The sequence below is a fragment of the Variovorax sp. P4_D9 genome (assembly GCF_056401695.1).
The window spans coordinates 1-5,655 of the sequence record NZ_JBFUIU010000588.1; the positions used below are offsets into that span (position 1 = coordinate 1).

The window sequence follows — 5,655 nt, forward strand, 5'->3', positions numbered from 1 at the left end:
CGCCCATCGGCCGCCAAACCGCTCGCCTCGCCCGCGGTGCGCCATCGGGCCGCGGCCCTTGGCATCGCTCTGCAGCAGGTGCCGGGCAACGGCGCGGACGGCCGCATCCTGCACGAGGACCTTGACGCCTGGCTGGTCCGGCGGACCGGTCCGCAGGCGCCGGGTGCGGCGCGCTACGCAGAGCGCAACGACGAGGAGGCCGTGCCCGTGACCGGCGTGCGCCGGCGCATAGCGCAGCGCATGCAGGACGCGATTCGCCGCATCCCGCACTTCACCTACGTCGAGGAGATCGACGTGACCGAGCTGGAGCTGCTGCGCGCGCGGCTCAACGAACACTGGGGCAGCGAGCGGGCGCACCTGACGCTGCTTCCGCTGCTGGTGCGATCGGTCGTGCTGGCGGTGCCGCGCTTCCCGCAGATCAATGCCCGCTTCGACGACGAGGCGGGCGTGCTCACGCGTCACGGCGCGGTGCACGTTGGCATCGCGACCCAGACCGCGGCCGGCCTCATGGTGCCGGTGCTGCGCCACGCGGAGGCACGCGACCTTTGGTCCAGCGCGACCGAGATCGCCCGCCTGGCCGATGCCGCGCGCGCGGGCCGGGCCACGCGCGACGAACTGAACGGCTCGACCATCACCGTCACCAGCCTCGGCGCGCTGGGCGGTATCGCCTCCACGCCGATCATCAACGCGCCCGAGGTGGCGATCGTCGGCGTCAATCGCATCGCGCAGCGCCCGGTGATGCAGGGCGGCGCGGTGGTGGCGCGCCGCATGATGAACCTGTCCTCCTCCTTCGATCACCGCGTGGTCGACGGCCAGCTTGCGGCCGAATTCGTGCAGGCCGTGCGGGCTTCGCTCGAATGCCCGGCCCTGCTTTTTGTCGAGTAGCCCTACGGGGGCGAGCGCGTTTTCGTCAGGCGGTCCTGTCGTCCGTCAACGCCTTGCCCGTCCAGCGGACTTTGTCTGACAGCCTCAAGGTCTTCAGGATGGCGGCTCCGGTGCGGGTTGAGTGTTAGAAGAGTTTGCGGTGAGTCTCCCGCTCGTTTCATCGTCGATTGCCAAGGAGAGGCACATGAACCCATCCGCCACCCCGCCATCGAAGCTCCTACCTGCCGACGAAGACCTCGCCGTGCAGGCCCGTCCCGGCTACGGCGTTCCGTCGCAGGATCCGAGGCCCTCGGCGCAGTTTCCTCTGGAGCCCGAGGAAGAACAGCGCGAGGCCAATTCGGTGCTTGTAGGTGGCGGCGTAATGGTTGGTGCGGCCGCGGGCGCCACCATCGGCGTCGCGGTGGCCGGCCCGGTCGGTGTGGTGGTAGGCGGTGCGCTGGGAGGCGTTRCCGGCGCACTGGGCGCCGCCGCCGCTGGCACGATGGTGAAGCTGAAAGAATCGAGCAGCGCCGGCACAGCGCCCGCGAACACCGTGCGCGTGCACCGTACCTGGTGATGACGGCCAATTCAACCGGCGGCGGTCAGGCGACCGCCGTCAAAGCGCGTGATCGCCCGCTGGCTCGAGGTCGATTCCGGTGTCGGGCTCTGGAACCCGCTCGAGGATCGCATGCCGAGCAGCGTCGCGCAGCGCGACCGCTGCGGCCCAGTCATGCTGCGATGCGACAATCGGAACGCAGACCTTGATCACGACCTCCGTGCGGCGCGGCAGCCATTGCCCGGGGCGCAGCAGCGACCGCGTGCCGATCAACGCAATCGGGATCACCGGCGTCGCGGTATGCGCAGCGACAACAAAGGCGCCCAGCTTGAACGGCAGCACCCCGGGCGCGCGCCTGAACGTTCCCTCGGGGAAGACGACCAGCAGCTCGCCGGCGCGCGCATGTGATTCGAGCACCGCCGTGTCTTCGACCGCGCCGGCGGCATCGTTACGCTCGACGAACACCGCGCCGAGCCGCTTGAGCATCACGCCGAGCACCCCTGCGGCGGCCAGTTCGCGTTTGGCGACATAGCCGAAACGCGGCGGCAGCGCGGCCGTCAGCAAGATCGAATCGGCATAACTCGCATGGTTCGCGACCACTAGGGCTGCGCTCGAAGCCGGCAGCCGTTCGATCCCTTCGATGCGCACCTGGACACCGGCAAGCCTGGTCGCCGATCGTGCCCAGGCGCGCGCTGCGCGCCGGCGCAGCGCGATGTCCGGCAGCACCATCGTCGTCAGCCAGGCGCCGATGCCGGCGAGCGAAAAAACCGCCCCGGCCCAGCAGGCCCAGGCGAGCCTCACGGCGCTGCGCGTGCTTCGCTGCGCCTGCGCGGTCGCTGCGCCGGCGACGAGTCGAACGAGCTGGCGCCAGGGCGCGCGCGGCGAGTGCCCGAGCGCGCCTTGTTCATACAGCTCGCGCGCAGTGGCGCGGCGGATCTTGCCGCTCGAGGTCTTCAGCACCGTTCCCGGCGGTGCAATGACGATGTCGTCGGGCGGCATGCCGATCTGGTCGACTGCGGCTGCCGTGATCGCGGCCCTGATCTGCCGGTGCGCCTGCGCGTCGGTGTCGCGCACCTCGGCCAGCACGACGAGACGCTCGCTGCCGCTCAGTGCATCGGTAGCCGGGAACACCGCAACGCCGCCTTTGCGGATCCCCGGCAGGCTTGCCAGCGCGGATTCGAGGTCGGCGGGGTGGATGTTGGCGCCGCGGCGGACGATCACGTCCTTTGCGCGACCGGTCAGGTACAGCTCGCCGGCAGCGAAGTAGCCGAGGTCACCGGTGTTGAGCCATTCGCCATCGATGAGCGCAGCGTTCGCCGCCGGGTTGCGGTAGTAGCCGCTGGTCGCYGACGGCCCGCGGAACTGGACTCGGCCTTGCTCACGTTCGGGCAGCTCCTGCGCCGCCGCGTCGACGATACGCACCTCGACCCCGGACAGCGGCAATCCGCAAGAAACGACTTGCAGCGCCTTCGCGTCACCGGCGGCGGCGGGCCTGGCGACGCCGCGCTCAAGCAGCGCGCTGCGGTCGACACGATCGACGAGCGGACCGCGGCCGACCGGCGGGAAGGTGACGCCGAGAACGCCTTCGGCCAGCCCGTAGACGGTGAACATCGCTTCGCGCCGGAATCCACAGCGTGCGAAGCGCGACGCGAAGCGCTCGATCGTGTCTGCGCTCACCGGCTCGGCGCCATTGAAAGCAAGCCGCCAGCAGCGCAGGTCGAGGCCTTCGAGGTCGGCGTCGGTGAGCTTGTTCAGGCACAGCTCGTAAGCGAAATTGGGCGCCGCCGAGACGCTTGCGCGATGGCGGTGGATTGCCCACAGCCAGCGCGCCGGCCGCGCCAGGAACTCCAGCGGCGACATCAGCACCAGGCGGTAGCCGACGTACAGGCTGCCGATGGAGGCGCCGATCAGCCCGAGGTCGTGGTACAGCGGCAGCCACGACAAAAAGGTGTCGCTGCTCGTGATTCGCGCGGCGCGCCGCATCGCCCGCACGTTGGCTAGCAGGTTGGCATGGCTTACCACGACCCCCTTGGGGCTGCCGGTGCTGCCCGAGGTGTATTGAAGGAACGCGGTGGCATCGGAGCGGATCGCAGGCCGCACGAAAGACGCTGCGGGCGCGCCGGCAGTGACCAGGTCGGCGACCGTCACCACCTGCCTGAGCGTTTCGCAATGTGCGTTCAGCAGCCTTGCGACCGGCTTCGCCTGCGCGACCGTGATCAGCAGCGTTGCCTCGGCGTTGCTCAGGATGCCTGAGAGGCGCTGCAGATGATCCTCGAGTTGCGACAGCCGCGCCGGCGGGTACAGCGGCACTGGAACGCAGCCGGCGTACAGCGCGCCATAGAAGGCAGCGAAGAAATCGCTGCCGGTCGGCAACATCACGGCCACCGCGTCGCCGGCGCCGAAGCCTTGCTCGGCCAACCAGGCGGCGACCGCGAGTGCGTCGATCTGCAGTCGGGCGTAGCTGAGCTGGGTGATCGCGCCGTGATCGGAATCGAGCGTCACGAGCAGCCGGTCACCATGGTGTTCGGCATGCCAATCGAGCACGTCGACCAGGGTCGCGATGGAGTCTGGCGGGTAGCGGATCTCGGTCGCTTCAGCGGCAGGCTCGGGCATGGTGACAATTGAGCTGTCGGCAGCGGGCGCGAGGGCCAGTGCGCGCACCAGATCGCGCGGCGTCTCGGCTTCGGTGAACGATGCCTCAGCGAACGCGGTGCCGAACTCGCGCTCGATCCGCAACTGCAACTCGGCGCGCGCCAGGCTGTCGAGCCCGTAGTCGCGCGCGAGTGAATGGTCAAGGCCGAGGCTATTCGCGAACCCGCTGCCGCGATGCAACTCTTCGGCCAGGCTGCGCACCAGTTGCAACAGTTGGCCTGAGCGATCCGGGAGCACCGGCGCTTCGCTTGAGGAAGGGTCGCCTGCCATGGCGTTGGGGTTGATCGGTCGCCGCCGAACGCAGGCGCGGCAGCGCCGTATCCGACGAGTCATTGACAATTGTGCTCCTGCGCGAAGCGACCTGCGGCAATGAATATTTGGAAATTGGAACGAGGGGGAAGTTCTTCTCGCCACCTCCAGCATCGAGTCCATGACCAGCTGCAGGCGCACGCAAACGATCGCAAACAGAACGGCCCGAGGCGCACGCACGTGACCAGCTTATCTGAGCTTGGCAAGGCGCTCTTTGGCCATGGCGGCCGCTTCGGATCGTGGATACGCTTTCACAAGGTCTTCGAACGTCTTGCGGGCCGATTTGACGTCCATGAGTTCTACTTGGCAATTGGCCATCGACAACAGCGCTTCTGGTGCGCGCGGATGGTCGGGCTCGGCCGTCACTAACGCCCGGAAGTTGGCCTCCGCATCGCGGTAGTTGTGCAAGGCGTACTGGGCATTGCCCAGCCAGAACAGCGCAGAAGGCTTGTAGCCACTTTGCGGGTACCGCATCATGAAAGACACAAAACCGGCTTGGGCCTCAGCAAAATCGCCTTTCCGAAAGGTGGCAAGCGCCGCGTCGAACTCTTGCTTCTCGGATGGCTCGGCGAAAAAACCATTGCCATCCACCGTGACTTTGGCCGACTCGAACCTTCGCAAACGCTTGTCAAAGCCCGGCGCCATATCTTCCTGGCTGCGCCGCATCTCGGCCACGTCATGTGTCAGTCTCTCGTTTTGTCCGCGCATGGTTGCCACTTCGTCGCGCAGCGCCTCAATCTGATTGGAAAGATCGAGCATGCTGCGACGCAGCTGGGCAGTGTCGTCATTGGTTCTTCTCAAATCATCCGACGTACGCTGCTGGGAAGCATCGACCTTTTGCCGAATATCGATGKCGCTCGCGGTCGAGAGGGCAAACAGGCCGTGCCCGACGGTGCAGCCCATGGCGCAGGCCACGCCCACGCCCATCAATACGTCACCCAGCAAATGGCGAAGGTCAGCGCCAGACAATGCCAAGCCGATAAACCTCAAGCCAGTCTGCAGGGCCGAGCCCMGCCTGGCAACGCCGGGCGTCCGGCCGAGCGCGCGCAGCGTGGTTGAACCGGTCATTTCCATTGCCAATTTTTGGTGAGGCGCCTTCAAGTCTGAGAGCGCAACCGGCTTGAGTCAATGGATCGAGGCTGAGGGTTGCCGCGCAGCGAAAGAAAACTTACACCACTTCCTGGGACATCAACCGGCCCGAGCCCGCCCCCTCGGCGCCTCCGCGACTTCGACATCGCCGCACTGGACGGCATGGCGCCCGGCCAGTTCGAAGG

4 protein-coding genes are annotated in these 5,655 nt (G+C 67.4%); 2 read left to right on the forward strand and 2 right to left on the reverse strand.

The window, feature by feature from the left end; genetic code table 11:
* Positions 1–885, forward strand: an 885-nt coding sequence (locus AC1DY5_RS39635; RefSeq protein WP_478119930.1) for a dihydrolipoamide acetyltransferase family protein, incomplete at its 5' end; no start/stop codon positions are given.
* Between the two features lie 184 nt (positions 886–1,069).
* Positions 1,070–1,441: a hypothetical protein gene (locus AC1DY5_RS39640; protein WP_478119931.1), complete on the forward strand. Its 372-nt coding sequence runs from the start codon at positions 1,070–1,072 to the stop codon at positions 1,439–1,441.
* Positions 1,442–1,480: 39 nt separating this feature from the next.
* On the opposite strand, the gene AC1DY5_RS39645 is transcribed toward AC1DY5_RS39640, so the two are convergent.
* Complete coding sequence (locus AC1DY5_RS39645) at positions 1,481–4,342, reverse strand: AMP-binding protein (RefSeq protein WP_478119932.1); 2,862 nt, start codon at positions 4,340–4,342, stop codon at positions 1,481–1,483.
* Between the two features lie 228 nt (positions 4,343–4,570).
* The gene (gene ybgF, locus AC1DY5_RS39650; RefSeq protein ID WP_478119933.1) at positions 4,571–5,284 is read right to left on the reverse strand and encodes a tol-pal system protein YbgF; all 714 of its coding nucleotides are present in this window, start codon (positions 5,282–5,284) and stop codon (positions 4,571–4,573) included.
* Positions 5,285–5,655 lie beyond the last annotated feature (371 nt).